Below are 26,773 nucleotides of genomic sequence, written 5' to 3' on the forward strand. Positions count from 1 at the left end.
GCCCGACCACCTGGACCGCCGTACGGGCTAAGTGCTTGAATTTTTTGGGCCTGCTGAAGCGGGCTGAATTCACCCGGAAAATCTCCCCATTGCCTTGTGAAACAATGGCTTAAAAAAGATCTTGCGGCCCCGGAAACCCGGGAGTAGCTTCGGGGTTCCATGGGGCGCGTCGCCGCGTGGACAACCGAGCCAGGCCGATGAAAGCAGACCTCGTCCCCGCGGAAAGCGCCGCCTCAAAGCACGAGGCGGAGGCATATTTCCGGGATGGCCGTGCTGAAGACCTGACCTTTCATTTCAATCCACACGCCCAGGCCTGACCGCTTGGGCGTTCGTGTTTCTGAAGGAGGTCAACGATGTTTGAAGAGCAACCACAAAACGAAGTGGACACGATGATGAAGACCGACCCGGAATTCCGTCAGCTTTATCACCGTCACCGCGAACTCGACAAACAGGTGTTGGATGCCGAACTGGGCGTGCTTCCCCTCGACGACAACACCCTGGCGCGGATGAAGCGCGAAAAGCTTTACGCCAAGGATCGCCTCCTGCGCATGTACGACGCCAAGCATCACTGACGATTTCACCGCCGTGGTGGCGGCGGCCCTCCTCGTCGGGCCGCCGCCACCCAGCATCGCCGCTGGCCGCGCCAGCGCACCCCGGGGCAAAGGCCCCGCGCTACAATCGATCGTCGGCCAGCAGGCCAAACCAGCGCAGCAGCGCCCCATGACGGTCCATCAAAGCGTCCTCGAATTGATCGGCGAAACTCCGATCGTCAAAGCCCAGCATCTCGATACCGGCTTGTGCGAGCTGTACCTCAAGCTCGAATGCATGAACCCCGGCGGCTCGATCAAGGACCGCATCGGTCTGAAGATGATCGAGGCCGCGGAGAAATCCGGAAAGATCAAACCCGGCGACACCCTGGTCGAAGGCACCGCCGGCAATACCGGCATCGGCCTGGCGCTGGTGGCGCAGCAGAAAGGCTACAAACTCGTTCTGGTCGTGCCCGACAAGATGAGCCGCGAGAAGATCTTCAACCTGCGCGCGATGGGTGCCGAAGTCGTGCTGACCCGCTCGGACGTCGCCAAGGGCCATCCGCAGTACTACCAGGACATGGCCGAGAAGCTCGCCGCCGATACGCCCGGCGCCTACTTCATCAACCAGTTCGGCAATCCCGACAATCCCGCCGCGCACGAAGCCGGCACCGGCCCCGAAATCTGGCGGCAGATGGATGGCCAGATGGACGCCATCGTGTTCGGCTGCGGCAGCTCCGGCACGATGACCGGCTTGTCGCGCTTCTTCGCCAAGGCGGCGCCAGCGGTGGAATTGATCCTTGCCGATCCGGTCGGCTCCATCCTCACGCAATACATCAACGAAGGCGTACTCAGCACCAAGTCCGGCAGCTGGCTGGTCGAAGGCATCGGCGAAGATTTCCTGCCCTCGATTTCCGATTTCACCCGCGTCAAGAAGGCATACGCGATCACCGACAAGGAAAGCTTCCTCGCCGGTCGCGAACTATTGATCAAGGAAGGCGTGCTCGGCGGTTCCTCGACCGGCACGCTGCTGTCGGCGGCGTTGAAATATTGCCGCGAGCAGACCACGCCGAAGAAAGTGGTTGTGTTCGTCTGCGACACCGGCAACAAGTATCTGTCGAAGATGTACAACGACTACTGGATGCTCGACAACGGCTTCATCGATCGCCCGAAAACCGGCGATCTGCGCGATCTGATCCTGCGCCCGTACGCGCAGCGCGACACCGTCGTGGTCGGCCCGGCCGACACGCTCACCGTCGCCTACCAGCGCATGAAGATGTACGACGTCTCGCAGTTGCCGGTGATGGATGGCGAGAAGATCGTCGGCATCGTCGATGAATCCGATGTGCTGCTGCATGTCTACGGCGACGAGAAGCGCTTCCAGGATCCGGTCGCGACGGCGATGGTCAGCAAGCTCAACGTGCTCGACGTCACCGCATCGATGGAGTCCCTGCTGCCGGTGTTCGATCGCGGCCAGGTCGCGATCGTTATGGACGGCGCGAAATTCCTCGGCCTCATCACCCGCATCGACCTGCTCAACTACCTGCGCCGCCGCGCGCAATGACCTTGCCGCAATCTCCCTGACCGCGATCTCCCTCTCCCGCCGGGAGAGGGCCGGGGCGAGGGCAGCACAACCGAAGCGAATCTGGAAACAAAAATGTCCGACAACAAAAACCACCGCATCGGCACCCGCGCCATCCACGCCGGACAGTCGCCCGATCCCAGCACCGGCGCGGTGATGACGCCGATCTACGCGACCTCGACTTACGTGCAAAGCAGTCCGGGCGTGCACCAGGGTTTCGAATACTCGCGCAGCCACAACCCGACGCGTTTCGCTTATGAGCGTTGCGTCGCGGCGCTGGAAGGCGGCACGCAGGGTTATGCCTTCGCCTCCGGCCTGGCGGCGACCTCGACAGTGCTCGACATCCTCGATGCCGGCAGCCATGTCGTCTGCATGGACGATGTCTACGGCGGCACTTACCGCTTGTTCGAGCGCGTGCGCCGGCGTTCGGCGGGACTGGATTTCAGTTTCGTCGACCTCAACGACATGGCTGCGCTGGAAGCGGCGATCACACCGAAGACGAAACTGATCTGGTGCGAGACGCCGACCAACCCACTGCTGAAAATCGTCGACATCGCCCGCCTTGCGGAATTCGCGCGCAAGCGCGGCATCTGGCTCGCGGTCGACAACACGTTCTCCTCGCCGATCCTGCAGCGCCCGCTGGAACTCGGCGCGCACCTGGTCATGCATTCGGCGACCAAGTACCTCAACGGTCATTCCGACATGGTCGGCGGCATGATCGTGGTCGGCGACGACGCCCATCTCGCCGAGCAGATGACCTTCCTGCAGAACGCCGTCGGCGGTGTGCAGGGCCCGTTCGACAGTTTCCTCGCGCTGCGTGGCCTGAAGACCTTGCACCTGCGCATGAAGGCGCATTGCGACAACGCCGGCCAGCTCGCCGAGTGGCTGCAGTCGCATCCGGCGGTCGAGAAGGTCGTGTATCCGGGCCTGAAGGATCACCCGCAGCACGCGCTCGCGAAAAAACAGATGCACGGTTTCGGTGGCATGGTCAGCGTCTGGCTCAAGGGCGGCCTGCCGGCGGCGCGTCAGTTCATGGAACGAACGCAATTGTTCGCTTGCGCCGAATCGTTGGGCGGCGTCGAAAGCCTGGTCAACCATCCGGCGATCATGACCCACGCCTCGGTGCCGGCTGATCGTCGCGCCGCGCTCGGCATCACCGACAACCTCGTGCGCCTGAGCGTCGGCGTCGAGGATGTCCAGGACCTGCGCGACGAACTCGCCGGATGCCTGGGCTGATGTCGGCACGCGCGGGCGGCAAGGTGACGGCGGTCGCGGGATCGCCGTCACGATGAATGCCGACGAGTCGCACTCGACGCGGATCTCGACGCTGCTGGCGTCGTTGCTGGGCAATCGCGAATTGATCCGGCAACTGACCTGGCAGGACATCGTTGGCCGCTATCGCGGCTCGATGTTCGGGCTGGCCTGGTCGTTTCTCACGCCGTTGTTCATGCTCGCGGTCTACACCTTCGTGTTCTCGGTGGTATTCGGCGCGCGCTGGAACACCACCGCCAAGCATGGCAACGTCGAGTTCGCGGTGATCCTGTTCGCCGGTCTCGCCGTGTTCAACCTGTTCGCCGACTGCGTCAATCGTTCGCCGACGCTGATCCTCAATAACGCCAATTACGTCAAGCGCGTGGTGTTTCCGCTGGAGGTGCTGCCGATCATCGCGCTCGGCAATGCGCTGTTCCATTTCGCGATGAACATGCTGGTCTGGCTGCTGGCCTCGTTGTTCGTGTTCGGCCTGCCGCCGTGGACGGCGCTGGCGCTGCCGCTGGTATTGCTGCCGCTGGTGCTGGCGACGCTGGGCGTGTCCTGGATCTTGGCTGCGCTGGGCGTCTACCTGCGCGACGTCAGCCAGACCACCAGTCTTCTCGTCACCAGCCTGATGTTCCTGTCGCCGATCTTTTTTCCGCTCGAGGCCGTGCCCGAACCTTACCGCAGCATCGTGCTGATCAATCCGGTCGGTTACATCGTCGAGAGCGCGCGCGGCGTATTGATTTTCGGCCGGCTGCCGTCGCCGACCGGCCTGCTGTTGTCGACAGCGGTCGGCTTCCTGCTGGCCTGGTTCGGATTCTGGTGCTTCCAGAAAACCCGAAAGGGATTCGCCGATGTCCTCTGACGAGATCGCGATAAGGCTCGATCGCGTCGGCAAGTGTTACCCGTTGTACGACCGCCCCGCCGATCGCCTCAAGCAGTTCGTGTTGCCGGAAATAAATCGTGTTCTTGGTCGCGGCGTGCCGCGCTATTTCCGCGAACACTGGGCACTGCGCGATGTGTCTTTTGAAGTCCTTCGCGGCGAACAGCTCGGCATCGTCGGGCGCAATGGCGCCGGCAAGTCGACGCTGCTGCAGGTGATATGCAATACGCTCGCGCCGACCACGGGGACGATCGAGGTCAAGGGTCGCGTCGCCGCCTTGCTGGAATTGGGCGCGGGTTTCAATCTGCAGTTCACCGGCGAGGAAAACCTGTTTTTCAACGGCACGGTGCTGGGGCTGAGCCGCGCGCAGATCGAGCAACGTTACGACCGCATCCTCGCTTTCGCCGACATCGGCGACTTCATCCATCAGCCGGTGAAGAATTATTCCAGCGGCATGTACATGCGCCTGGCCTTCGCCATCGCCGCGCACGTCGACCCCGATATTCTCGTCGTCGATGAAGCCCTGTCGGTCGGCGACGAAGCCTTCCAGCGCAAATGCCACGCGCGCATCCAGGCGATCCGCGACGACGGCGCCACCATCCTGTTCGTGTCGCATTCGGCCGGTCATGTCACCGAAGTCTGCAATCGCGCGTTGCTGATCGACGCCGGCGAAATGCTCGCGATCGGCCCGGCACGGCCGGTGGTGTCGCGCTACCAGAAACTGCTGTATGCGCCGGCGACGAAAGTCGCCGCCATCCGCGACAGCCTGCGCAACGAACATCTGGGCATCGCTGCGGTGAATGCCGAACACGGCACCGATGGCATCGTCAAAAATCCGCTGCCCGATGCCGACCCTGCCGCTTGGGACGAGGGCATGCTGCCGCAGAGCACCGTCGTCTATTCCGACCAGGGCTGCGCCGTGCTGTTGCCGCATGTGCAGACCCTGGATGGCCGCCGCGTCAACGTGCTGCAGCCGGGGCGCGATTATGTCTACTGTTATCGCGCGCGTTTCGACACAGCTGCGGTGGCGGTGCGTTTCGGCATGATGATCAAGACCGTCACCGGTGTGGAATTGGCCGGGGCGGTGTCGGCCGGACAGCCGAGTCCGCTGCAGCATGTGGCTGCCGGCGACGAGGTCGAGGTGCGCTTCGCATTTCGCGCGATGCTTGCGCCAGGCACGTATTTTCTCAATGCCGGCGTGGTCGGTCTGGTCGGCGAACAGGAACATTATCTTTGCCGGCATGTCGATGCGGCGATGTTCCGGGTGATGTCCGATCCGGATACGCTGGCGACCGGCCTGGTGGATCTGGATATCCGTCCGCAGATCCGGGCGATCGGGGAGGGCGACGATGCAGCGGGAGTCTAGTCGGCAATCACGCGCTTTGCTGGTGCTCGGCATGCATCGCAGCGGCACGTCGGCGCTCACCGGTTCGCTGGGTCTGCTCGGCGTCGAACTGGGAGATCACCTGGTCGCCGCGGCCGAAGACAATCGCAGCGGTTATTGGGAAAACGCCGATGCGGTCGGCATCCACGATCACTTGCTGGCCGCGCTGTCCCGGCGCTGGGACGACGTCCGGCCGTTGCCATTCGACTGGCGCGAACGCGCCGCCGCGAAAGTCGCCGGCGATCGCATCGACGCAGTCGTCGCCGGCTTGGCCGCAGCACCATTGTGGGCGGTCAAGGATCCGCGCATGTCGCGGCTGACACCGCTGTGGTTGTCGGCGCTCGATCGCGCGAATTGCCAGCCGGCCTGCATCTTCATCATCCGGCATCCGGACGCGGTGGCAAAATCGCTGGCCGAGCGCGATGGCATGTCGCTCGCCGCATCGCAGCTGCTCTGGCTCCGGCATATTCTCGAAGCAGTGCGCGATACCGACGGGCGCGACCGGCTCATGCTCACCTACCAGGCACTGCTGCAGTCGCCGCGCGATTGCCTTGCCCGCGTCGCGCAAGCATTCGACCTGCGTTGGCCGGTCTCCTTCGATGCGGGCATCGTCCAGATCGGCGCCTTCCTCGATCCGGAGCAATGCCATCAACGGCCTGCGCCGGAAACGGAAGCGTCGGCCGACAGCCTGCTCGCCTCGCTGGTCCAGCGCCTGTACCGGCAATGTCTGCGCCTCGCCGACGGCAGCGCCGATTGGAGCAGTCTTGCAACATTCGCCGCGGAACTGCAGGCGTTCGATCGCGACCACGCCGAGTGGATCGCCGCGCTTGGCGAGATGCAGGACGCGGCGATCGTCGCGCGGGAAAAGCACCAGCACAAGTTGCTGCAGGAAATCGCCCTGCTGCGCGATCGCGTCGCCGCGCTCGCCGCGGTCAAAGCGGTGGCGGAAAACATGGCGATATGGCGGCTGGCGGAAATGGAGGCCTTCGCCGCCAAGTTGGCTGGCAAAGATGATTCCGCGCAGGCGCGGTTGCGTGACGCCGCGCAAGTCAGTCAGGACTATGCCGGGCTCGGGCGGCGTGCCGACGAATACCTGCGCCGGAATGAAGCACTGGAAGTCGCGCTTGCCGATATCGAGCGCCTGACGGCGGTGCACCAGATCGACGTCGAACACCTCGCCGCCAAGGATTTCACCATCCTGGGTTTGCGGATCCGCGTCGCGGACGTGACCACCTCGCTGTCGTGGCGCATCACCGAACCGTTGCGGAAAATTTCCGGTTGGCTGCGGTCGGTGACGAAGCGGGCATGAAGACGACGGTCGCCATCGATTCGCTCGCCATCCGCGATGGCCGAGTTTTCGGCTGGGGCTGGCTGCTCCATGAAAAACTCTCGGCGCGGCATATCGAAATACGCGTGCCGATGATGGCGGGCGAGCCGGCCCGCCTGTCCTGCCTGCGCGGCGTCAACCGCCCCGATCTCGCCAAGGCGTTTCCCGATGTCGCACATGCGGCGGGCGGCGGATTCCTGATCCAGGGCCGGATCCACGGCGATGTCGCCAGCGATGCCAGTCTCTTCGTCACCTACGAAGATGGCAGCAGCGAGCAACACGAAATCATCGGCTTTCCATATCGCTTCGTCGCGATCGCCGCCGAGCCACAGGTCCTGCGCGAAAAAGCCGGCAATGCCATGCGTCTGCTGCGCCGCGCGGGACTGCGTTCGCTGCTGGCACGGGTTTGGCAACTGGGCCGCGAACGTCTCGATCGCAGTCGCGGTCACCGCGAACTGGCCAAGGTCGCCGCAGCGGCCGAGCAGGCCGAGTGCGTGATCATTTTCGATCACGCGATGGGCGGCGGCGCCAATCATTTTCGCAATACGCTGGTGCTGCAGCATCTGCGCATGGGTCGCGTGCTGTACCTGGTGACGCCCGACCTGCCGACGCTCAGCTACCGCGTCACGCGACAGACGGCCGACAGCCATGGCATCGCCGATTACCCCACGCTGCCGGAGGCATTGGCGGTGATCGAGCCTCTTTCGCCCGGCATCATCATCATCAACGACCTGGTGTCGTTCGACGATCCGCAGGCGGTGCTCGCCTGGGCCAGTGCGCGCCGGAACGCGGGCGCGCGATTGCTGTTCTATCTGCATGATTTCCTCTCGGCCTGTCCGTCCTGGACGCTGATGAACGATCGCGACCGCTTCTGCGATCTTCCCGATGCCACGACCTGTCGCCTGTGCCTGGCGCGGAACGCGGTGCCGTTCCTGTCGTTCTATCCGGAGGCCGAGGTGCCGACGTGGCGGGCGATGTGGCGGGAATTCTTTGAGCGCTGCGACGAGATCGTGGCGTTCTCGTCGGCCTCGGTCGAACTGCTGCTGCGGGCGCATCCGACGCTGCCGCGCGAGCGGATCCAGATCCGTCCGCACGAGATCGATTATCTGCCGGCGCGCGTGCTGCAGCCGTCGCTGGCATCGCCACTGGTCGTCGCGGTGATCGGCAACATCAGCCTGCACAAGGGCGCCGACGTTGTCCGCGACGCCGTCGCCCATGCAAAAGCGACGCAGGCGCCCATTCGTTTCGTGGTGATCGGCACGGTGGTCAATGGCATCGCTTCGGACATGCTCACCATCACCGGCCCTTATGTCGCCGCCGAACTGCCGGATCTGCTCGAGCGCCATCGCGTCGGCATCTGCCTGCTGCCCTCGGTGTGCCCGGAAACGTTTTCGTACGTCACCGCGGAAATCATCCATTTCGGAATGCCGCTGGCGGTGTTCAATCTTGGCGCGCCGGCAGAGCGCGCGCGCAATTACAGCCGCGGCATCATTCTCGATGGCATGGACGGAAAATCCGTGGTCGAGGGTTTGCTCGCGTTTCATGCCACGCTTGTCGGCAACGCGCAAACGCAACAGCAACAGGGCAGCCAGGTTTCCATATGAAAAACATCGCGCCATGAAAACCATCGCCTACACTTCGGCCGCGGTCAATTACCTGCCCAAGGTGCGCAAGCTCTGCGCATCGATCAAGCGCCTGCATCCGGAATTCGAAGTCGTGCTGGCCTTGTCGGACAAACCGAACGCAGGCGTCGATTTTTCCGCCGAGCCCATCGACCGCGTGATCGCCGTCGAGGACCTGGACATTCCGGATCGCACGCGCTGGAGTTTTTTTCACGACATCGTCGAGCTGTCGACCGCGATCAAGCCGTTCGTGCTGAAGAAGCTTCTTGCCGAGGACGGCGTCGCACGTGTGCTCTACTTCGATCCGGACATGGTGCTGTTTTCCCGTCTCGACGATCTGCTGGCGGCGCTCGATGCCGCGAACGTGGTGCTGACGCCGCACCAGACCCATCCGGAAACGACGTTGGAAGCGGTGCGCGACAACGAGATCGCCAGCCTCAAGCACGGCATCTACAATCTCGGATTCCTTGGCGTGCGTCCCACCGCCGAAGGTCGGCGTTTCGCCGACTGGTGGGCCGAGCGCATCTATCATTTCTGCGTCGCCGATATCGCCAACGGCCTGTTCACCGATCAGCGCTGGATCGATCTGGCGCCGGCTTTCTTCGATGGCGTCGGCATCCTCAAGAATACCCGTTACAACGTCGCCACCTGGAACCTGACCACGCGTCTGCTCAGTGGCGACATCGCCAATGGCTTCAAGGTCGACGGCAATCCGCTCGGCTTCTATCACTTCACCGGTTTCGACAGCGGTGCCCATCGCGTCATGGCCGACAAGAACGCGCCCGGCAATGCCTCGGTGCGCGCGCTGGTCGACTGGTATGCGGACGAAACGCGCCTGGACCGCGACGATCCGGTCGCGCGGATCCGCTGGCAGTACGGCAGTTATGCCGATGGTTCGCCGATTCCGACTTCGCATCGTCGCCTCTATCGCGCCCGGCCCGATCTGCAGGCGACGTTCCCGGACCCGTTCGACAATCTTGGCAGACAGTCGCTGGCGCACTGGATGCAGACCCAGGGGCCGTTGGAACAGCCGGAGTATTTTCCAAAAAAAAAAGCCTGGGGCTAGGGCAGCGCGTCGCGAGCAAGTTCCGGAGACTGTCCGGACTGTTCCGCCTTGCCCTGGCCGATTCGCGATCGCGGCGGCATCTCCTCGACACCTTCCGACGTCGCGTGCGCGAGGAAGGTTTTCTCACCGTGATCGCGAAGGCCTTTTTCCGGATTTGAGTTGCGGCGTTGCAGGTCTTGGCGCGACGGACGGTGATCATCGTGGTTTTGTCGCATCGCTTGCGCGGCTTCGGTGTACGGAATTCTCTGCGGGAAGAAATTTGGAGCAGCCATGAAGATCGATTTTCGCAGCATCACGACCGGCGCCTGCATCGTTCTCGTCGCGGCGAACCTGGCCGCCTGCGGGAAGGATCCTTACGCCGGCAAGCCGATGCAGAGTCAGGAAAATGTTGCGGTTGAAGCGGCTGCGCCGGCGCCTGGCCCGCAGTTCGATGTCGCGAAAGAGTCGTCGGAGCAGGTGCTGGCGATGAAGCCGGTGCAGACCTGCGCGCTCGAGAACGTCGCCGCGCTTGTCGACAATTTACCCCGTCCCGGTGCCGCGCCAAATTCCTGGAGCGTCGGCAAAGGCCAGGCCTATCGTTTGATCGGTTTCGCCAGCAATCGTGATGCCGGCGCCGTGCCCGCTACCTTCCGCCTGGTGCTGGTCGGCGCAAAAGTCTATGCACTCGCCGCCGCCACCGGTGCGGCGCGTCCGGATGTCGCGGCGTATTTCAAGACACCGGCGTTCGCCAAGGCCGGTTATCAGGCCGATGCGGCTTTCGACCGGGTCGACGCTGGCGAGTACCGCGTGTTCGCGTTGCAGGGTGCCGGCGCCGAAACACTCGCCTGCCCGACCTATCAACGGGTCACGGTCAAGTAATCACCTCGGTGGGAGAGATGGCGGGATGCCCTTGCCGATGATCGATTTTCGCAAAGCCTTAGCCGTGTTCAGCGCGCTCGCGATGACGCTGGCGATCGTGGCCATCGCCCTGCATTTTCCCGGGCAGATCTCGATGGACACCAGCATGCAGTTGTATGAGGCGCAGACCGGTCGGTCGGTGTCGTGGGCACCGCCGTTCATGTCGGCACTGATGCGTTGGCTGGGTGGCAGCGAGCGCGGCACCGCCGGAGTCGTGGTGATCTGCAGCCTGCTGACGTATCTGTCGTTGGCCATGGTGGCCAACAGCGCGTTGCGCCTGCGCGCAGCGGCAGGGCAGGCGCGCTTGTCGATCTTGCGAGTGACCGCCTGCGTCTTGCTGCTGCTCAATCCGGTGCTGCTGATCTATGTCGGGATCGTGTGGAAGGACGTGCTGTTTTCTTCGGCGATGTCCGCAGCGGTTGCGCTGAGTTTCGCCGCTGCCGCCGCCGAAGGTCGACGCGCGCTTGCCTGGGCGGCGATGGCGGCTGCGTTGCTGGCGATGGCCTTGCAGATCCGTCAGCAGGGAATCTTCATGGCGCCTTTACTGCTGGGGCTGCCGATTCTCGCGGTGGCGGCGGGCAGGCAGGGCGCGCGCGCGCGGCGGATCGGCGCGGCGTCGATCTTGGTGGCTACGTTCGTGTTGTCGCTGCTGGTCACGCAGGCTCTCGTTGCGCAGTCGATCGCCAACAGCGGCGACAAGAGCCATTCGGTTGGCTTCAGGAACATCATGCTGTACGACATCGCCGGCATCGTGGCGCGCTCCGGCACACCGACCGCGGCGCTGCCGGTGGCGATCACCCCGCAACAACGCGAGGCAGTGCGCAGTGCTTATTCCAGCGAACGCATCGACTACCTGATCGGCAGCCGTGAAGCCATGGTCTGGCTGGACAGCATTCCCGACAACCAGCGTGCGCGGGTCTGGCGGAAGTTCATCCGGCGCGAACCGACCGCCTTTCTCGAACACAAGTGGTTCGTCTTCCTTGCCTTGCTCGATGTCAACGGCATCGACGGCTGCCTGCCGATGCATGTGGGTGTCAGCGGCAATGCCGATTACCTGCGCGCCGAGGGAATTGCCGAGGGCAGCAATGCCCGTGCCATCGGCCTGTATGCCTTCGCGGAGTGGTTTTTCGATTGGCCGCTATTCCGGCACTGGTTTTATGCGCTGGTGTTGCTGGCCGCGGTGGCGACGACGCTGCTGACGGTGATGCCGGCCAGACTCAAGGGCATGTGCCTGGTCCTGGCGTTTGCGACTGCGGCTTTTTATCTTTCGTATCTGCCGACGTCCATTGCCTGCGATTTCAGATATCTCTACGGCGCGATTCCGTTGATCACCATGCTTTGGCTGGTGCTGCTTGCGGGTGGCCTGCGCTGGCGTTGGCCGGGTACTTCGCGGACGCAAATACCGCAGGGCATTTCCCCGTGACTGCCGATACGCCGCTGCCGCCATCATCGCCATCGCCATCGAAAGACGAACGCTCCGTGCGCCGTGCCATGCTCTCGCAGGGCCTGTCCTTCCTCGTAGTCGGCCTGCTGCAGTTGCTGATCGACTGGGGATGTTTCGTGCTGCTGACCTGGCTGGGCGTGCGCGTGCCGGTGGCCAACATCGCCGGGCGCGTGAGCGGCGCCACGCTGGGCTTCTGGTTGAACGGTCGTTACACCTTTTCCGAAGAAGCCGGCAGCGCGTTGGGACGCCGGCATCTGCTCAAGTTCTGTGTCGCATGGATCTTCATCACGATGTTGAGCACGCTCGCGGTCACCACGCTGGCGAAATCGCACTGGCTGTGGATGGTCTGGCTGGCGAAGCCGGTGATCGATGCGATGCTGGCCGTACTGGGTTTTCTCGCGTCGAAATACTGGATCTATCGATGAGTCGCGTCGGCGGGCGGTATTTCCTGCAGGCCCTCCTCGGTTAGGATATCGCCAGCGTCACGAGACGAGTATTGCGCTGCTTGCGCAATGATGATTTTCCCCGTCGTCCGTGAAACCCCGACCGCAGACGAAGATGCCGATGAGCGCTGGCCAGAATTTCGACAACTACCGCAACTACGTCGGCTCCGAGGACAAGTACGACCTCATCGGCGCAATGCAATTCAATCTGCTGACCGCGCTTGGCCTGCGCGAGTCGCATCGTCTGCTCGACATCGGCTGCGGCTCGCTGCGCGCCGGCCGCCTGTTCATTCCCTATTTGCTGGCCGGTCACTATTTCGGCGTCGAGCCCAATCGCTGGTTGCTCGATGCCGGCATCGACCATCACCTCGGCCAGGACATGCTGCGGATCAAGGCGCCGACGTTTTCCGGCGTCGACGATTTCGATTTCAGCGGATTCGCGCAGACTTTCGACTTCATTCTCGCGCAGTCCATTTTCACCCACGCCTCGGCGAAGCAGATCAAGACCTGTCTCGCCGGCGTCAGGCGCGTGTTGAAGCCCGGTGGGTTGTTCGTCGTCAATTACGTCGAGGGCCCGGTGTCGTATGCCGGCGACGAATGGGTGTATCCGGGCATGGTCGCGTATTCCTGCGACGATCTGAATGCGTTGGCGATGGCCGAAGGTCTGGTGCATCGGCCGATCGACTGGCCACATCCGAACGGTCTGCGCTGGGCATTGATCTACGACGGCTCACCGTTGACCGGTCTGCAGTTCATCGATGGCAGTGACCGTGTGATCGGAAATTTCGATGGCGCGGGGCCGGTGTCCGCGCATCTATGGCAATTGCATGGCTGGGCCTTCGATCGCGAGACGTCGCCCGGCGTCGAGCGCATCGTGTTGCTTGATGCCGATGGCAGGTTGCTGGCACAAACGGAAGTGGGTCGCGAACGCCCGGATGTCGCCGCGACCTTCGACGATGCGGCGGCGCTGGGCGCGGGCTGGTGCACGACCATCAGCACCGCGACCTTGCTGCCGGGCCGGCAAAAAATCCGCGCGTATGCGGTGATCGATGACCGCGCTTTCGGCCTCGGCGTCGTCGATGTGACGGTGACGCATCCGCTGCAGGCTTGAGCCGGGCACACGGCTCGAGATTTGCGCTGTGATGATTACTGAACGAATCGCCGTTTCGTTCACGAATGTCGACACCTGCCCCGAATTGGCATACGGCTACGAACGGCTGCGTTCGCGCGGCCTGAATGACCGGCGGTGCTAGGCTTCCCGAGCGCACGCTGGCGCAAGCCTCCTGGGGAGAGGGAGGTGTTGCCGCAATGCCGGTGACTTTGCGTATGTACCAGATGAATGCGGCGAAGGAGCCGCGGCGAACGCCGCATCCGGGCCGATCCGTTGAGCAACGTCCACCAGGGGAAAGAAAATGATCAGCAGCAAGAAACAGTTTGTGGCAACAGCGTCGATTTTTTTGTTGGCGATGTTGATGAGCACCGCGGCGTTCGCGCAGGCGACGCGCACCTGGGTTTCCGGTGTCGGCGATGACGCCAATCCCTGCAGCCGCACCGCACCTTGCAAGACCTTTGCCGGCGCCATTTCCAAGACCGCTCCCGGCGGCATCATCAACGCACTGGATCCGGGTGGTTTCGGCGCGGTCACGATCACCAAGTCGATCACCATCGATGGCGGTGGCGTCGCCAACGGCGGCATCCTCGGTTCCGGAACCACAGGCATCAATGTCAACGCCGGCGCCACCGATGTGGTCACCATCACCAATTTGACTCTTGACGGCGCCAACACCGGCATCAACGGCATCAAGTTCAATACCGGCGGCACCTTGAACGTCATCAACGTCGTCATTGAAGGCTTCAACGCCAGCGGCGATACGAACAACGGTCGCGGCATCTATTTCGCACCCAGCGCCGCCAGCAAGTTGAACATCAGCCACCTCAACGTGCACAACTGCGTGGGCGGCATCCTGATTTCGGGCGGTGCTGCCGGTTCCGCCACGGTGGAAATCGCGGACGCGACGCTTTCCGGAAACATCAACGGCCTGCGCGCGAACGATCGCAGCATCGTCAGCATGCACAACTCGGTGGTCAGCCATAACACCAGCAACGGCATCGTGGTCTCCGGCACCACCGCCTACAGCCAGTTCAACCTCGACCGCAGCGATCTGATCAGCAATGGTTTGACGACCCCCACGGCAGCGGGCCTTTCCGTGGAAGGGCCGCAGGCAATCGCCTGGGCTTCCGGCAACATGATCACCGACAACCCGACCGGTTTCCGCTCGCAGAGCGGCGGCAATCTGGTGTCGCTGGGCAGCAACACGGTGGTCGGCAACGATGTCGACGGCAGCCCGAACTCGACCGTCACCGGGCGCTGAGTCCAGCGGAAAACAAATCGCCCGCCGCTTCTGCGGTCGGCGCAGGTACAAAAAAACCAGCCTTCGGGCTGGTTTTTTTTGTTGCGCGACGAATACGCCGGCAATCGCCGACTTGATGTTCCGGAACTACAACGCGCGCTCAAGCTCCGGCACGATCTGGAACAGGTCGCCGACCAGACCGTAATCGGCGATTTCGAAAATCGGCGCGTCGCCGTCCTTGTTGATCGCGACGATCGTACCCGCGTCCTTGATGCCGGTCAGATGCTGGATCGCGCCGCTGATGCCGATGGCGATGTACAGCTCGGGCGAGATGATCTTGCCGGTCTGGCCGACCTGCAATTCGTTGGGTACGTAACCGGCATCGACGGCAGCACGCGAGGCACCGACCGCCGCGCCCATCTTGTCGGCCAGCGAATAGATGATCGAGAACGCATCGGCGGAACCCAGCGCACGACCGCCGCTGACGACCTTGGATGCGCTCTGCAGATCGGGGCGATCGCTCTTGCCCTGCTGCAGGTTGACGAAGCGGGTATGCGTCGGCAGTGCGGCATCGACGCTGCCCGCTTCGATCGCCGCGTTGCCGCCGTTGCCGGTGGCCGGCCAGGAAGCGGTACGCACGGTCGCGACGACAGTTTGGTCGGTTGGGGCGGCGACGGTGATGATCGCGTTGCCGGCGTAGATCGGGCGCTTGAACGTATGCGCGCCGTCGACCGCCATCACGTCGCTGACCTGCGCCACGCCCAGCAGCGCAGCAATGCAGGGCATCAGGTCCTTGCCGAAGGTGGTCGAGGGACCGAACACATGCGTGTAGCCGGCGGCGAGCTTGGCGACTTGCGGTGCCTGCACCTGCGCGAGCGGATGCGCGTTCGCGGCGTTCGCCAGCGTGATCACTTTGCCGACGCCGGCGATCTGCGCGGCCTGCGCGGCGACTGCGTCGGGCGCATCGGACAGCACGACGATGTCGATGCTGTCGGCATTGATCGCTTTCGCGCAGGTGACGCAGCGCGCGGTGGCGGAATTGAGTTGGCCGTTGAGATGCTCGGCGACGATCAGGACTTTGCTCATGATTTTCTTTCCTCTGGCTGTCATCCCCGCGCAGGCGGGGATCCAGTGTCTTGGTTTTTCGTCTCCCCTTTGTGGCGGGGTCCGGTGTCTTTCGTTGTCGCGCGAAAGTCGCTGGATGCCCGCCTTCGCGGGCATGACGTCGGATATTTTTAGGCGAGGCCCTTCGCTTTCAACGCGGCCACGAGCTCCGCCACATCCTTCACCATCACACCCTTGCTGCGTTTCGGCGGCGGCGCGTAATGCGTAGTGCTCAGATGATCGCCCGAGGTCACGCCGAGATCGGCGAGCTGCAGGGTTTCCATCGGCTTGCTCTTGGCTTTCATGATGTCGGGCAGCTTGATGAAGCGCGGCTCGTTGAGGCGCAGGTCGGTGGTGATCACCGCCGGCAAATCGACTTGCAGCGTCTCCAGGCCGGCGTCGACTTCGCGCGTGACCGTGGCTTTTTCGCCGCTCACTTCGACCTTGCTCGCGAACGTCGCCTGCGGCCGGCCCCAGAGCGTGGCCAGCATCTGGCCGGTCTGGTTGGCGTCGTCGTCGATGGCCTGCTTGCCCATCAGCACGATGCCGGGCTGCTCTTTTTCGATCAGCTTGAGCATCGCGCGCGCGGCGGTCAGCGGCTGGATCGCCTGGTCGGTGACGATATGGATGGCGCGGTTCGCGCCCATCGCCAAGCCATTGCGCAGATGTGCCTGCGCATCGGCGGGACCGATCGTCGCGACGATCACTTCCGTGGCGATGCCCTTGTCGCGCAGCCGCAGCGCTTCTTCCAGCGCGATGTCGTCGAAGGGGTTGGCGGAAAGTTTCACGCCATCGGTGACCACGCCGGAGCCGTCGGGCTTGACCTGGATGCGGACGTTGTAATCGACCACCCGCTTGTAACCAACCAAGATTTTCATGCGCAGCTTCCTGAAAGACAGTCCGGCCGCGCGGCGAGCCGCGGGCGGGCTTTGGGGGAGGGCGCGATTGTACCCGGACGGGACTGGGGCTCGCACCCTAAATCCGGGCGGGAAAGCGTATGGAAAGGCGGGGTTTTCGTGCAGCGTCGACGGGGAAACGCCGTAGGAGCGATGGCAATCGCGACACGACGGAGCGCGGTAGCCCATGTCGCGATTGCCATCGCTCCTACGAAAGGTTGCTTCCGAGCCGCGCGAGCAAGGCGTGGGAAAAACGCGCCGCTGCGTCCGCGTCATACAGGAAAAACAGCGAGGGCTCGGTGAGTTCGAGTTCGAGCAGGCGTGGCGAGCCGTCGGCGGCGCGGATCAGGTCGATGCGCGCATAGGGCAGGGCGGCATCGAGGTCCAACAACGCTGGCAGTGCGGCGATGATCGCGTCGGCGAGGGCCATCTCATCGGCGCCCGGCGTGCGTGCGGTGATTTTTTCCGGTGCGAACAGATGATCGGTCGGGCCTTCATCGCGTTGCAGCAGCGGGCCCTTGCGGATCGCATGGCTGTAGCGGCCGTCGAAATACAGCAACGCGGTTTCGCCGGCATCGTCGACCGAGTCCAGGTACGGCTGCAGCAACACGCTGCGCCCCGCCGTGATCAGACGCGCGACGTGGGCGACCGCCGCTGCCTGCTGGGCGCGTGCGTAACGCTGGGCATCACGCGAGCCGGCGCCGACCGCAGGCTTGACGACGAATTCGCCGGCGGCGGGAAATTTTTCGAGGAATGCAGTCAGGGCAGTGACCGCGTCATCGCCTGGCTCGACGAACACACTGGGTACGATCGCGATGCCGGCGCGTTCGAGATCGGCGAGGTAGTGCTTGTCGGTATTGCGACGGATCACCGCGAGGGGATTCAACAGGCGCGTCTGTGCATCGATGCGCTCGGCCCAGGCGAGGAATTCCGGCAGACGCTCGGTGTAATCCCAGGGCGAGCGCAGCAGCGCGGCATCGAAACGCGACCAGGAAACGGTCGGATCATCCCAGGCCAGGATCTGCGGCGAGGCGCCGGCGTTGCTCAGGGCTTCGGCCAGCGGCGCGAGGTCTTCATCGAGCGCGAACGCCGCGATGGCAGTGACGAGGGCGATTTTCATGCCGGCATTTTCGCATAGGGTGCCGTCGTAGGAGTGATGGCGTTTTCAACGGCGGAGCCGGTCATCGCGACCAAGGCTAGTCGCACCAGCAGCTAGTCCAGGGCTCACTTGATTGCGTCGATCAATGCCGCGCACCTAAAGTCGCGATGACCGGCTCCGCCGTTGAAAACGCCATCGCTCCTACGGCAGCGTATCGGTGATCAGCTCCACCCAGCGCGCATACATCGCGCCCGAGGGATGCAGGCCGTCGTCGGCGAGCATCGCCGGTTCGGCGCCGGCCTCGCGGGTCAGCGGCGTGATGTCCATCCAGGCAACATCGTGCGCGGTGCAGATCTGTTCGGCGGCGGCGTTGAAGGCGTCGAGTTCGCGGGCGATCTGCGCGCGGTCGCGACCGCTGCTGCGCGCGAATGGCGTCACGCCCCAATCGGGAATCGACAGCACCAGCACGTGATCGTGGCGGCCGCGCGCTAGCGCGATCGCGCGTTCGAGCAGTGCGGAGAATTCCTTGCGGTAATTGGCGATGTCGCGGCCGCGATACTGGTTGTTGACGCCAATCGACAGCGTGACCAGATCGTAGCCGGCGTGCAGTTCGCCATGTGCTTTGGCGGTGTCGATCGCGGCGGACAATTCGTCCGTGGTCCAGCCGGTGCGCGCGATGATCTGCGGGTCGGCGATGTGTTCGCCACTTTTGCGCAGCGCGGCGACGTATTGCATCGGCCAGCGTTCGTGCGCCGGCACGCCTTCACCGATCGTGTAGGAATCGCCGAGCGCGAGATAGGTCAGCGATGCGTGCGCGTTCGGCATCGTCGTCACCGCCAGTATCGAGGCCAGCAAGGCCTCAGGCCACGGCGACATTTCGGCGTTGCGCGGCATCGGCCATGCGGCCGAGCAGGATGTCGATGCGCCGGAACACTTCCCGCATCGTGCTCGCTTCCGGCAGCAGGGTGACGCGGAAATGATTGCGATAGCGCACGTTGAAGCTCGAGCCCGGCACCACCAGCACGCCTTCCTCTTCCATCAGCGCGAGCGCGAAACGATGATCGTCGAAACCTTCCGCGGCCGCGCCGACCACTGCCGGGAACGCGTACAGCGCGCCCTGCGGCGCGACGAGGTCGAGATGTTCGCTGGTCGCGCAGATGTCGATCACCGCACGCCGGGTTTCGTACAGCCGGCCTTCTTCGACGCACAACGGTGTGATCGTGTCGGGTCCGGTGAGCGCAGCGGAAACGGCGAATTGCCCAGGCACGTTCGCGCACAGGCGCAGCGCGCCGAGCAGATCCATCGCGTGGTGGTAATCGCCGAGGCGCGTTGCTTCGCCCGACAGCACTGCCCAGCCGACGCGCCAACCGCAGGCGCGATGCACTTTCGACAAACCACCGAAGCTGATGCAGGGCAGGTCGCCGGCGAGCGGCGCCAACGGCTGGAACTGCGCGCCGTCGTAAGTGATGCCGTCGTAGATCTCGTCGGCCATCAGCAGCAGGTTGTGTCGGCCGGCGACGGCGACGAGTTTTTCCAGCAGGTCGCGCGGATACACCGCGCCGCTGGGATTGTTTGGATTGATGATCACCAGCGCGCGCGTGCGCGGCGTGATCAGTGACTCGACTTGCTCGGGATCGGGCAGGAAACCATTCTCTGGGCGGCAGTCGTAATGCACGGCCTTGCCGTCGTTGAGGATGGTCGCAGCGGTCCACAACGGGTAGTCGGGACTCGGGATCAGCACTTCGTCGCCGGGATTGAGCAGGGCGCGCAGGGAGATGTCGATCAGTTCGGACACGCCGTTGCCGACGAACACGCGCTCGGGGCTGGCATTGGGCGTGCCGCGCTGCTTGTAGAACGTGGCGATCGCCTCGCGCACCGCCGGCAGACCTTGCTGGTGCGTGTAGGGATCGGTATGCGGCAGGTTGTGCGCGATCGCCTGCTGCAGATGTTCGGGGGCACGGAAACCGAAGGCGCCGGGATTGCCGATGTTGAGCTTGATCAGCGGGCGACCCTGGGCCTCGAGTTCGAGGGCGCGCCGGGCGAGTTCGCCGCGGATCTCGTAACGGACTTCGGACAGGCGTTCGCGGATGACAAGTCGGTTGTGCGGCATGGCGGTTAAAAATCAGTGAAAACTGCCGGGGAGCCTACCGTAAAGCCGTAGAGCTTTGTAGGAGCGGCGGCAGTTTGGTAGGAGCGACGCCAGTCGCGAAAGCTCGCTCCGGAGTGGGAGCTTTCGCGACTGGCGTCGCTCCTACCCCGGCCGGTCACACAGGCCCGCCGCGCAAACACCACGCCGCCACCCCGGCAAAGCCCAGCTCCCAGACCAGGGCCGTAGCCAGGAAGGGCGTCGCCACGCCACTCAGGGCGATGCCGAGCAGGCGGATCAGGCCGATGCCGCCGTTGCTGGCGAAGGTGAGCCACAGACCGGGCCGGCGCAGTTCACGGCGGCGGGCGCAGGCCAGCAGGATTCCGCCCAGGCCCAGTTCCAGGCCGCCATAGAAGGCGCGCAGTTCGATCAGGCCGGCCGGGCCATGGGCTTCGATACCGACCCCGGCCAGGCCGCTGGCCGGGGCGATGGTCAGCCACACACCGAAGCCAAGAAAGCCCAAGCCAGCCAGGGCCACCCACACGCGCGAGAAAGTTTTCATGGCCGCAGGCTGCCCGGCGCCGGGTCAAGAAAAGGTGCACGGCGCTAGAATGCCGACGATGCAGACCGACTCCGATGCTTTCGAACGACTCCGCGTCATTGGCTGGCCCGACGACGCCGCGTTGCGCGAGGCGGCCGGTCAGGCCCGCGTCGCCCGGGTGATCGGCCAACATCGCAGCGGTTACGACGTCGCTGAATTCGCCGGCGATCTGCGCCGTGTGCAGCCACCCGCGGCCTGGACGCGCCCGCGCGGCGACCCGACCCTACGTGCCGTCGTCGGCGACTGGGTGATTCTCGATACCGACGGCAAGAACATCCTGAGCCTGCTGCCGCGCCGCGCCCTGCTCAAACGCGCCGCTGCTGGCGAGCATTACAAGCAGCAACTCATCGCCGCGAATATTGATCACGTTCTTGTAGTGAGCGGCCTCGATGCCGATTTCAATCCGCGCCGGATCGAGCGCTACCTGCTCATCATCCAGGCCAGCGGCGCCTCGCCGGTGCTGGTGCTGACCAAAGCCGACGAATGCGACATCCTCGATGACGTATTGGAGGTGCTGGAAAACGAGCGCCTCGCCGACATTCCTGTGCATCCGGTCAACGCCAGGGACGCCGCCAGCGTCGCCGTGCTGCATCCGTATCTCGGCGTGGGCAAAAGCGCAGTGCTGGTCGGTTCGTCCGGCGCCGGCAAATCCACGCTCACCAACACCTTGCTCGGCATCGACCGGATGAAAACCAAGGAAGTGCGTTCGAACGACCAGCGCGGCCGCCACACCACCACCTATCGCGTGCTGATCCCGTTGCCGCAGGGCGGTTGCCTGATCGACACGCCGGGCATGCGCGAGCTCAAGCTCAGCGGCGAGGAGGACCTTGCCGATGGTGGTTTCGAAGATATCGAGACGCTCGCTGCCAATTGCCGCTTCAGCGACTGCGGCCACAGCAACGAACCCGGCTGCGCGATCCGCGCGGCGATCGAGGACGGCACGCTGGAAGAAGCGCGCTACCTGACCTATTGCAAGCTGCGCGACGAACGCGATTCCGCCGCCGTCACCCTCGCGCAACGCCGCAGCGAAGAGCGCGCGATCCACAAGACCTACCAGAAGCGCGTCAAGGACAAATATGGACGTCACTGACAGCAAGCCGCTGCCGCCGGACATCAGCCACCACGCCGCACTCGACGCGCGCATGGAAAAAGCGGTGCGCGGCATTCGCCTGCTGGAATCGGTGAGCTGGCCGCAGGCAGTGCAGCAGCAGTTTCTCGATGCCTGGCGCAGCGGCAAGCGCGAATTGCCGAAAGTCGTTTACCAGAAGGAAGAACACGGCGACGAGCGCCGCGAGCTGGAAGCGATCATCGCCGCCGCCGATCCCGATCACCCGCTCGGGCAATACCTGCAACGCACCGCCGGCAGCTGGGTCGTCGCCACGCAGTTGCTGGAAGCGCTGGGCACGAACGAGGTCACCGAGCATTCGATCAAGCTGTTCGGCCGCCCGGGCGACGCGCTGCCGGGAAATGGCCCCAGCAATATCGAAGCGGCCACGCATTTCATCAGCCTTGCCGACGAACTCGACAAGGAGCTCTCGGTGATCGAAGCCGATTGCAACCTGTCGGCGACTACGATGCAGGAAGAGCTGCAGGCAGCGCTGGACAAGTTCTTCGTGCATCACCAGGTCACGGTCGAACTCGACCCGAACCTGATCGCGAAAGCCGCGGCCGGCCCGACCCGCATCCGCCTGCGCAGCGGCGCCGCGTTCACCGAATACGATCGTCACCAACTGCTCGAACACGAAGCCTTCGTGCATTCGCTGACCGCGCTCAATGGCCGCGAGCAGCCGTACTTCAAGAGTCTCGCGCGCAACTCGCCGCGCGTGACCGCGACCCAGGAAGGCTTGGCGACGTTCGCCGAGCTGATCACCGGTGCGATCGACATCGAGCGCATGAAGCGCATCAGCCTGCGCATCATCGCCATCGACAAGGCGATGCATGGCGCGGATTTTCTCGAGGTATTCCAGTTCTTTCTCGCTGCCGGCCAGAGTGATGCCGACAGCTTCGCTTCGGCGCAGCGCGTGTTCCGCGGCGTGCCCGTCGCTGGCGGCGCCGCGTTCACCAAAGACACCGTGTATCTGCACGGCCTGTTGTCGGTGCACACGTTCTTCCGCTGGTGCCTGCGCAACCGCCGCCTGCGCCTGACCCGGCTGCTGTTCGCCGGCAAGATGAGCCTGCGCGACGTGTTCGCGCTCGAGCCGATGTTCGACGCCGGCTACCTGGTCGAGCCGCTGTACCTGCCGCCCTGGGTGCAGCGCGCGAATGGCCTGGCCGGCATGCTCGCGTTCTCGTTGTTCGCCAACAAGATCCGCCTCGACAATGTCGACGCCGACAACCTGGTGCTGGGTTTGTGACATCGCTGTAGGAGCGATGGCAATCGCGACAGGACGGAGCGCGGCGTTTTTGTCGCGATTGCCATCGCTCCTACGGTGTACCGCCCCACGCCAGCACCCGCCACCCCGGCAGGCTAGAATCCTTCCCTCGCGTATTTTCCTTAAAAGTCCTCCCTCCCATGTCCGAACACGACGAATTCAAGCAGGCCGCCCTCGACTATCACCGGCACGCGCCGCCGGGCAAGATCAAGGTGGTCGCGACCAAGCCGATGGTGACCCAGCGCGATCTCGCGCTCGCCTATTCGCCGGGCGTCGCGCATGCCTGCGAAGCCATCGTCGCCGATCCGCACCAGGCCTCGGCGCTGACCGCGCGCGGCAATCTCGTCGCGGTGATCACCAACGGCACCGCCGTGCTCGGGCTGGGGAATATTGGTCCCCTGGCAGGAAAGCCGGTGATGGAAGGCAAGGGCGTGTTGTTCCAGAAATTCGCCGGCATCGACGTGTTCGATCTCGAGATCAACGAGAACGATCCCGACAAACTCGTCGACATCATCGCCAGCCTCGAGCCTACGTTCGGCGGCATCAACCTCGAAGACATCAAGGCGCCGGAGTGTTTCGAAGTCGAGCGCAAGCTGCGCGCGCGCATGGGCATTCCGGTATTCCACGATGATCAGCACGGCACCGCGATCATCGTCGGCGCCGCCATGCTCAACGCCCTGCTCGTACTCGGCAAGAACATCGGCGAAGTGAAGCTCGCCACCAGTGGCGCCGGTGCCGCCGGCATCGCCTGCCTCGACATGCTGGTCGCACTCGGCATGAAGCACGAAAACATTCTCGTCGCCGACAAGGATGGTGTTCTTTATACCGATCGTCCTGGTCTCGATCCGGCGATCGCGCGTTTCGCCCGCGACACCAGCAAGCGCACGCTGGCCGACATCGTGCAGGGCGCGGATATTTTCCTCGGTCTGTCTGCCGGCGGCGTGCTCAAGCCCGAAATGGTCGCGACGATGGTCGAGCGCCCGGTGATTTTCGCGCTCGCCAACCCCTATCCGGAGATCACGCCCGACGATGCGAAATCGGTGCGGCCGAACGCGATCATCGCCACCGGGCGCTCGGATTATCCGAACCAGGTCAACAATGCGCTCTGCTTCCCGTACATCTTCCGCGGCGCGCTCGATGTCGGCGCGACCACCATCAACGAAGAGATGAAACTCGCCTGCGTGTATGCGATCGCCGAACTCGCACGCAAGGAAGCTTCCGACCTCGGCAGCGCTTACAGCGGTGAGACGCCGTGTTTCGGCGCCGAATACCTGATCCCACGGCCGTTCGATCCGCGCCTGCTGATTTCGCTGGCGCCGGCGGTGGCGAAGGCCGCGATGGCCTCCGGCGTGGCGACGCGGCCGATGGCGGATATCGGCGTCTACACCGAACATCTTTCGCAGTTCGTGTTCCGCACCGGCCTGGTGATGAAGCCGATGTTCGACCGCGCCCGCGCCGATCTCAAGCACGTCGTCTACGCCGAGGGCGAAGAAGAGACCGTGCTGCGCGCCGTGCAGACCGTGGTCGACGAAGGCCTGGCGCGGCCGATCCTGATCGGTCGTCCGTCGGTGATCGAAAAACGCATCGCGCGTCTCGGCCTGCGCCTGAAAGCCGGCGTCGATTTCGACCTCACCAATCCCGACGACGATCCGCGCTTCAACGATTACTGGCAGCACTACCACCAGATCATGGCGCGCCGCGGTGTGTCGCCGCCGGCCGCGAAAGCGATCGTGCGTTCGCGCAGCACGGTGATCGCGGCGCTGATGGTCAAGCGCGGCGAAGCCGACGCCATGCTCTGCGGCCTGGTCGGCCGCTACAACGGCAAGCTAAAGCATGTCGTCGACGTGATCGGCCTGGACCCGAACGCGAAATCACTGTCGGCGCTGTCGGTGGTGATCAGCGACAAGGGCCCGTTCTTCTTCATCGACACGCACGTGCAATACGACCCGACGGCCGAACAGATCGCCGAATCGACATTGGCGGCTGCGTATCGCCTCAAGCTGTTCGGCATCACGCCGAAGGTCGCCCTGATCAGCCATTCCAATTTCGGCTCGAACGATTCCGCCAGCGCGCTCAAGATGCGCCGTGCGCGTGAAATAATCCTCGAGCACAACCCGAAACTCGAAGTCGAAGGCGAGATGCACGTCGACGCCGCCCTCAACGCCGAAACCCGCGAACGCATGTTCCCCGATTCGCGCCTCACCGGCCGCGCCAACCTGCTCGTCCTGCCCAACCTCGACGCCGCCAACACCGCCTACAACCTCACCCGCGTCATGACCGATGGCATCGGCATCGGCCCCGTCCTCATGGGCATGGCCAAACCCGCACACGTCCTCACACCCTCCGCCACCGTCCGCCGCGTGGTGAACATGACCGCGATTGCCGCGGTGGAAGCGCAGATTCGGGCGGCAAGAGGGGTGTGATGATCGTGTTCGCGACTTGCGTCGCTCCTACGTGGGCAAGATTGCCCCGCGGTAGATTTTCGTAGGAGCGACGCAAGTCGCGAACGCGATACGCTCAAACCCACACTGCATCCCAGAACGGGTAATCCCGTATCCGTCGCGACAAGCCAGCCCGGATCGGATTCAAAACCAAATATCGGGCCGCGTGCACCAGATCCTCGTCCGATCGAATGGCGCGATCATGAAACGACGGTGCCCAGATGCGACCGATCCCTGGGTGTGCTTTCCGAATGCGGCGGGCAGTGTTGGCTTTCAACGACTGGATCGTTTGCGACAGCGTTTTGTCGGGCCCAAGTTCGACCAGACCATGCCAATGGTCGGGCATCAGCACCCATGCTTTCAGCGCTGATGATTGCCAGTTGCGCGAATCGCAAATCTCGCGGCACGCCGTGCAGGCTTGATGAAAATCGAAAAACCACGGCCGCCGCCGATAGGTGGTGAACGTCACCAGGTAGACCTGGCCTTCCCGTGAGAAGCGGCCTTTCCGCAGGGCGGCGTGACCAGGGGTTTCTTGATCGACGGGTTTGTCCATGCCCAAGACGGTGCTTGGCCGGCAGGACGATCGATGTCAGGAGAGAATGTCCGAAGGGGTGGGGAGGTCGCGACTTGCGTCGCTCCTACAAAAGCCCGACCCCGTAGGAGCGACGCAAGTCGCGAATGCGCCACCCCCATACCCCGCCGTACCGAGAAACCCCATCGCCTTGCGATAAACTCCCCAGCTCGACAAAAGCACCGCCGGCGCTGGATGGCGCGGGCCGACAGGGAAGGGAAGGCGATGAGCTGGCTGAACGATATTCTCGACAACGACCGCGATCCGAACGAGACCCGCGAGTGGATCGAATCGCTGAAGGCCGTGCTCGATCACGATGGCCCCGAGCGCGCGCATCACCTGCTCGAGCGCATGGTCGAACTCACCCGCCGCGCCGGCGCGCAGCTGCCGTTCCAGCCGACCACCGAATACATCAACACCATTCCCGCGCATCTGGAGCCGGCGATGGATGGCGACGCCGCGATGGAATGGCGCATCCGCTCGATGATCCGCTGGAACGCGATGGCGATGGTCGTGCGCGCCAACCGCAAGCCCGGCGAACTCGGCGGGCATATCGCATCGTTCGCTTCCTCCGCCACGCTCTACGACGTCGGCTTTAATCATTTCTGGCGCGCTCCCACGCCCGAGCATCCCGGCGATCTGCTTTATATCCAGGGCCATTCCTCGCCCGGCATCTACGCGCGTGCCTTCCTCGAAGGCCGCATCACGGAAAACCAGATCGACAACTTCCGCATGGAAGTCGACGCCCAGGGCGTGAGCTCGTATCCGCATCCGTGGCTGATGCCGGAGTTCTGGCAAACGCCGACGGTGAGCATGGGCCTCG

The 26,773-nt window shown here is 63.9% G+C and carries 24 protein-coding genes and 1 pseudogene; 17 read left to right on the forward strand and 8 right to left on the reverse strand.

Annotation, left to right across the window (positions count from 1 at the left end; genetic code table 11):
• Positions 1-353 precede the first annotated feature (353 nt).
• From VKM35_RS13590 to VKM35_RS13625, 8 genes are all read left to right on the forward strand, one after another.
• Positions 354-572, forward strand: coding sequence for a YdcH family protein (locus VKM35_RS13590; RefSeq protein WP_324321645.1), 219 nt, complete (start codon positions 354-356; stop codon positions 570-572).
• A gap of 148 nt (positions 573-720) precedes the next feature.
• The gene (locus tag VKM35_RS13595; protein ID WP_324321646.1) at positions 721-2,091 is read left to right on the forward strand and encodes a pyridoxal-phosphate dependent enzyme; all 1,371 of its coding nucleotides are present in this window, start codon (positions 721-723) and stop codon (positions 2,089-2,091) included.
• 93 nt (positions 2,092-2,184) lie between these two features.
• Positions 2,185-3,345 carry a cystathionine gamma-synthase gene (locus tag VKM35_RS13600; protein WP_324321647.1) on the forward strand — a complete coding sequence of 387 codons (1,161 nt, stop codon included), beginning with the start codon at positions 2,185-2,187 and terminating at the stop codon, positions 3,343-3,345.
• On the forward strand, positions 3,302-4,228 hold the full coding sequence (locus VKM35_RS13605) for an ABC transporter permease (RefSeq protein ID WP_324321648.1): 927 nt from the start codon (positions 3,302-3,304) through the stop codon (positions 4,226-4,228). Before VKM35_RS13600 ends, VKM35_RS13605 begins: the two co-directional genes overlap by 44 nt.
• Positions 4,218-5,612: an ABC transporter ATP-binding protein gene (locus VKM35_RS13610; RefSeq protein ID WP_324321649.1), complete on the forward strand. Its 1,395-nt coding sequence runs from the start codon at positions 4,218-4,220 to the stop codon at positions 5,610-5,612. Before VKM35_RS13605 ends, VKM35_RS13610 begins: the two co-directional genes overlap by 11 nt.
• Positions 5,596-6,939 (forward strand): hypothetical protein, encoded by a 1,344-nt coding sequence (locus VKM35_RS13615; protein ID WP_324321650.1) that lies wholly within the window; start codon positions 5,596-5,598, stop codon positions 6,937-6,939. The genes VKM35_RS13610 and VKM35_RS13615 overlap by 17 nt, the downstream gene beginning before the upstream one ends.
• Complete coding sequence (locus VKM35_RS13620; RefSeq protein ID WP_324321652.1) at positions 6,936-8,561, forward strand: glycosyltransferase; 1,626 nt, start codon at positions 6,936-6,938, stop codon at positions 8,559-8,561. The genes VKM35_RS13615 and VKM35_RS13620 overlap by 4 nt, the downstream gene beginning before the upstream one ends.
• A 13-nt stretch (positions 8,562-8,574) precedes the next feature.
• Entirely contained in the window at positions 8,575-9,645 is a 1,071-nt protein-coding gene (locus VKM35_RS13625; protein WP_324321654.1) for a hypothetical protein, read from the forward strand.
• Here VKM35_RS13625 and VKM35_RS13630 read toward each other — a convergent pair.
• Entirely contained in the window at positions 9,642-9,938 is a 297-nt protein-coding gene (locus tag VKM35_RS13630) for a hypothetical protein (RefSeq protein WP_324321655.1), read from the reverse strand. The two genes, VKM35_RS13625 and VKM35_RS13630, sit on opposite strands and share 4 nt — an antisense overlap.
• On the opposite strand from VKM35_RS13630, the gene VKM35_RS13635 reads away from it, so the two are divergent.
• The 5 genes from VKM35_RS13635 (at position 9,916) to VKM35_RS13655 (ending at position 14,801) form a co-directional block, all read left to right on the forward strand.
• Positions 9,916-10,503: a hypothetical protein gene (locus VKM35_RS13635; protein ID WP_324321657.1), complete on the forward strand. Its 588-nt coding sequence runs from the start codon at positions 9,916-9,918 to the stop codon at positions 10,501-10,503. The genes VKM35_RS13630 and VKM35_RS13635 overlap by 23 nt on opposite strands.
• A gap of 37 nt (positions 10,504-10,540) precedes the next feature.
• Entirely contained in the window at positions 10,541-11,965 is a 1,425-nt protein-coding gene (locus VKM35_RS13640; RefSeq protein ID WP_324321658.1) for a hypothetical protein, read from the forward strand.
• Positions 11,962-12,411 (forward strand): GtrA family protein, encoded by a 450-nt coding sequence (locus VKM35_RS13645; protein ID WP_324321659.1) that lies wholly within the window; start codon positions 11,962-11,964, stop codon positions 12,409-12,411. The genes VKM35_RS13640 and VKM35_RS13645 overlap by 4 nt, the downstream gene beginning before the upstream one ends.
• Before the next feature lie 139 nt (positions 12,412-12,550).
• Positions 12,551-13,540 carry a methyltransferase gene (locus VKM35_RS13650; RefSeq protein ID WP_324321661.1) on the forward strand — a complete coding sequence of 330 codons (990 nt, stop codon included), beginning with the start codon at positions 12,551-12,553 and terminating at the stop codon, positions 13,538-13,540.
• 301 nt (positions 13,541-13,841) lie between these two features.
• A complete protein-coding gene (locus tag VKM35_RS13655; protein ID WP_324321662.1) occupies positions 13,842-14,801 on the forward strand; it encodes a hypothetical protein in 960 nt (319 codons plus the stop codon).
• Positions 14,802-14,927: 126 nt separating this feature from the next.
• On the opposite strand, the gene VKM35_RS13660 is transcribed toward VKM35_RS13655, so the two are convergent.
• From VKM35_RS13660 to VKM35_RS13685, 6 genes are all read right to left on the reverse strand, one after another.
• A complete protein-coding gene (locus VKM35_RS13660; RefSeq protein WP_324321663.1) occupies positions 14,928-15,866 on the reverse strand; it encodes an electron transfer flavoprotein subunit alpha/FixB family protein in 939 nt (312 codons plus the stop codon).
• Positions 15,867-16,015: 149 nt separating this feature from the next.
• Entirely contained in the window at positions 16,016-16,762 is a 747-nt protein-coding gene (locus VKM35_RS13665; RefSeq protein WP_324321664.1) for an electron transfer flavoprotein subunit beta/FixA family protein, read from the reverse strand.
• Between the two features lie 226 nt (positions 16,763-16,988).
• The gene (locus VKM35_RS13670) at positions 16,989-17,900 is read right to left on the reverse strand and encodes a hypothetical protein (protein ID WP_324321665.1); all 912 of its coding nucleotides are present in this window, start codon (positions 17,898-17,900) and stop codon (positions 16,989-16,991) included.
• Between the two features lie 180 nt (positions 17,901-18,080).
• Positions 18,081-18,704, reverse strand: coding sequence for an SGNH/GDSL hydrolase family protein (locus VKM35_RS13675; RefSeq protein WP_324321675.1), 624 nt, complete (start codon positions 18,702-18,704; stop codon positions 18,081-18,083).
• Positions 18,705-18,738: 34 nt separating this feature from the next.
• Positions 18,739-19,989, reverse strand: coding sequence for an aminotransferase class I/II-fold pyridoxal phosphate-dependent enzyme (locus VKM35_RS13680; protein WP_324321666.1), 1,251 nt, complete (start codon positions 19,987-19,989; stop codon positions 18,739-18,741).
• 154 nt (positions 19,990-20,143) lie between these two features.
• Complete coding sequence (locus tag VKM35_RS13685; RefSeq protein ID WP_324321667.1) at positions 20,144-20,527, reverse strand: DUF4345 family protein; 384 nt, start codon at positions 20,525-20,527, stop codon at positions 20,144-20,146.
• Between the two features lie 58 nt (positions 20,528-20,585).
• Here VKM35_RS13685 and rsgA point away from each other — a divergent pair, with 58 nt between their 5' ends.
• From rsgA to VKM35_RS13700, 3 genes are all read left to right on the forward strand, one after another.
• Positions 20,586-21,656: a ribosome small subunit-dependent GTPase A gene (rsgA, locus tag VKM35_RS13690; protein ID WP_324321668.1), complete on the forward strand. Its 1,071-nt coding sequence runs from the start codon at positions 20,586-20,588 to the stop codon at positions 21,654-21,656.
• Positions 21,643-22,920 (forward strand): flavohemoglobin expression-modulating QEGLA motif protein, encoded by a 1,278-nt coding sequence (locus VKM35_RS13695; RefSeq protein WP_324321669.1) that lies wholly within the window; start codon positions 21,643-21,645, stop codon positions 22,918-22,920. Before rsgA ends, VKM35_RS13695 begins: the two co-directional genes overlap by 14 nt.
• A 158-nt stretch (positions 22,921-23,078) precedes the next feature.
• Complete coding sequence (locus VKM35_RS13700; protein ID WP_324321670.1) at positions 23,079-25,361, forward strand: NADP-dependent malic enzyme; 2,283 nt, start codon at positions 23,079-23,081, stop codon at positions 25,359-25,361.
• Between the two features lie 94 nt (positions 25,362-25,455).
• Here the strand turns inward: VKM35_RS13700 and VKM35_RS13705 are convergent, their stop codons facing one another.
• Complete coding sequence (locus VKM35_RS13705) at positions 25,456-25,932, reverse strand: REP-associated tyrosine transposase (protein WP_324321671.1); 477 nt, start codon at positions 25,930-25,932, stop codon at positions 25,456-25,458.
• A gap of 243 nt (positions 25,933-26,175) precedes the next feature.
• On the opposite strand from VKM35_RS13705, the pseudogene aceE reads away from it, so the two are divergent.
• Positions 26,176-26,773 (forward strand): annotated as a pseudogene (aceE, locus tag VKM35_RS13710) (pyruvate dehydrogenase (acetyl-transferring), homodimeric type); the annotation flags it as partial.

The organism is Arenimonas sp. (assembly GCF_035312645.1).
Lineage (GTDB): Bacteria > Pseudomonadota > Gammaproteobacteria > Xanthomonadales > Xanthomonadaceae > Arenimonas.

Coding starts and splice junctions, on each gene's coding strand:
- VKM35_RS13590 (WP_324321645.1), top strand. CDS start 354: ATGTTTGAAGAGCAACCACAAAACGAAGTGGACACGATGATGAAGACC.
- VKM35_RS13595 (WP_324321646.1), top strand. CDS start 721: ATGACGGTCCATCAAAGCGTCCTCGAATTGATCGGCGAAACTCCGATC.
- VKM35_RS13600 (WP_324321647.1), top strand. CDS start 2,185: ATGTCCGACAACAAAAACCACCGCATCGGCACCCGCGCCATCCACGCC.
- VKM35_RS13605 (WP_324321648.1), top strand. CDS start 3,302: ATGTCCAGGACCTGCGCGACGAACTCGCCGGATGCCTGGGCTGATGTC.
- VKM35_RS13610 (WP_324321649.1), top strand. CDS start 4,218: ATGTCCTCTGACGAGATCGCGATAAGGCTCGATCGCGTCGGCAAGTGT.
- VKM35_RS13615 (WP_324321650.1), top strand. CDS start 5,596: ATGCAGCGGGAGTCTAGTCGGCAATCACGCGCTTTGCTGGTGCTCGGC.
- VKM35_RS13620 (WP_324321652.1), top strand. CDS start 6,936: ATGAAGACGACGGTCGCCATCGATTCGCTCGCCATCCGCGATGGCCGA.
- VKM35_RS13625 (WP_324321654.1), top strand. CDS start 8,575: ATGAAAACCATCGCCTACACTTCGGCCGCGGTCAATTACCTGCCCAAG.
- VKM35_RS13635 (WP_324321657.1), top strand. CDS start 9,916: ATGAAGATCGATTTTCGCAGCATCACGACCGGCGCCTGCATCGTTCTC.
- VKM35_RS13630 (WP_324321655.1), bottom strand. CDS start 9,938: ATGCTGCGAAAATCGATCTTCATGGCTGCTCCAAATTTCTTCCCGCAG.
- VKM35_RS13640 (WP_324321658.1), top strand. CDS start 10,541: ATGATCGATTTTCGCAAAGCCTTAGCCGTGTTCAGCGCGCTCGCGATG.
- VKM35_RS13650 (WP_324321661.1), top strand. CDS start 12,551: ATGAGCGCTGGCCAGAATTTCGACAACTACCGCAACTACGTCGGCTCC.
- VKM35_RS13655 (WP_324321662.1), top strand. CDS start 13,842: ATGATCAGCAGCAAGAAACAGTTTGTGGCAACAGCGTCGATTTTTTTG.
- VKM35_RS13660 (WP_324321663.1), bottom strand. CDS start 15,866: ATGAGCAAAGTCCTGATCGTCGCCGAGCATCTCAACGGCCAACTCAAT.
- VKM35_RS13665 (WP_324321664.1), bottom strand. CDS start 16,762: ATGAAAATCTTGGTTGGTTACAAGCGGGTGGTCGATTACAACGTCCGC.
- VKM35_RS13670 (WP_324321665.1), bottom strand. CDS start 17,900: ATGAAAATCGCCCTCGTCACTGCCATCGCGGCGTTCGCGCTCGATGAA.
- VKM35_RS13675 (WP_324321675.1), bottom strand. CDS start 18,704: ATGCCGAACGCGCACGCATCGCTGACCTATCTCGCGCTCGGCGATTCC.
- VKM35_RS13680 (WP_324321666.1), bottom strand. CDS start 19,989: ATGCCGCACAACCGACTTGTCATCCGCGAACGCCTGTCCGAAGTCCGT.
- VKM35_RS13685 (WP_324321667.1), bottom strand. CDS start 20,527: ATGAAAACTTTCTCGCGCGTGTGGGTGGCCCTGGCTGGCTTGGGCTTT.
- rsgA (WP_324321668.1), top strand. CDS start 20,586: ATGCAGACCGACTCCGATGCTTTCGAACGACTCCGCGTCATTGGCTGG.
- VKM35_RS13695 (WP_324321669.1), top strand. CDS start 21,643: ATGGACGTCACTGACAGCAAGCCGCTGCCGCCGGACATCAGCCACCAC.
- VKM35_RS13700 (WP_324321670.1), top strand. CDS start 23,079: ATGTCCGAACACGACGAATTCAAGCAGGCCGCCCTCGACTATCACCGG.
- VKM35_RS13705 (WP_324321671.1), bottom strand. CDS start 25,932: ATGGACAAACCCGTCGATCAAGAAACCCCTGGTCACGCCGCCCTGCGG.